Below are 1,200 nucleotides of genomic sequence, written 5' to 3' on the forward strand. Positions count from 1 at the left end.
CCGGCGCAAATGTGCGCGTCTATCTCGCCTGCGGTGTGACGGATATGCGCAAGGGGATCGATGGCCTGATGGCGCTGGTGCAGTCGTCACTTCGCCAGAAGCCCGCGTCGGGATCGGTCTTCGCATTCCGGGGCCGTCGTGGTGATCGCATCAAGCTGCTGTTCTGGGATGGCCAGGGGTTCTGCCTCTACTACAAGGTCCTTGAGAAGGGTCGCTTTCCCTGGCCGTCTGCGACAGATGGCACGGCCCGGCTGACGGCGGCGCAGTTGTCGATGTTGTGGGAAGGCATCGACTGGCGGCGTCCTGCCTGGACCTCCGCGCCGACACGGGTTGCGTAAGATAGATGCCAATCTTTACAGATAGATAAGTGGCAATCCAAGGGCAAATCAGCTATAGGATTTGGCATGGAAACGAGCCCTTCGATCCTGCCTGACGATGTCGATGCGTTGCGAGCCATTATCGCCGCGCAGGCAGATCAACTGGCTGAACAGGCTCGGAAGCTTCAATCCTGCGACACGCTGATCGACACGTTGAAGGCGCAGCTTGCGGTTCTCAAACGGGCACGGTTCGGCTCCTCCTCCGAGAAGATGGACCGCGCCATCGAACAGCTCGAACTGGCGCTGGAAGATATCGAGGCGGCCGAGGCAGAAGCCATGGCAGTCTCTGGGGTCCTGGCATCGTCGTCGACTGCCGACCCGGCAAAGGCCAAGCCGAGCCGCCAGCCATTGCCCGATCATCTGCCACGCCATGACGTGACGCACCAGGCAACTTGCGCATGCCCAGTCTGTGGCGGCTCCGACTTCATCCGTGCAGGCGAAAGCGTCAGCGAGGTTCTCGACTATGTCCCGGCCTCGTTCCGTATCGTGCGCCATGTTCAGCCCCGCTTCACCTGCAAGGGCTGCGATACGCAGATTAAGGCCGAGATGCCGTCGTTGCCCATCGAACGCGGCAAGCCGGGACCGGGTCTGGTCGCCCATGTGCTGATCGCCAAATATTGCGATCACCTGCCTCTTTATCGCCAATCCGAGATTTATGCGCGGGAAGGCGTCGATCTGTCCCGCTCGACCATGGCCGACTGGATCGGTAAGGCCAGCAAATTGCTGGAGCCGGTGCTGGCGAAGCTTCGGGACCGTGTGTTCGCAGGCCATCGCCTTCATGGTGACGACACGCCCGTCCCGGTGCTGGAACCAGGCAAGGGGA

2 protein-coding genes are annotated in these 1,200 nt (G+C 61.4%); both read left to right on the forward strand.

All coding sequences use genetic code 11. The features are described from left to right. On the forward strand, positions 1-338 hold a 338-nt coding region (tnpB, locus tag BMX61_RS24165; RefSeq protein WP_210186316.1), incomplete at its 5' end, for an IS66 family insertion sequence element accessory protein TnpB. A gap of 66 nt (positions 339-404) precedes the next feature. Further along, positions 405-1,200, forward strand: a 796-nt coding sequence (gene tnpC / locus BMX61_RS24170) for an IS66 family transposase (protein ID WP_139199017.1), incomplete at its 3' end; no start/stop codon positions are given.

Origin of the sequence: Xaviernesmea oryzae, from assembly GCF_900109605.1 — a bacterium.
Taxonomy (GTDB): Bacteria; Pseudomonadota; Alphaproteobacteria; order Rhizobiales; family Rhizobiaceae; genus Xaviernesmea; species Xaviernesmea oryzae.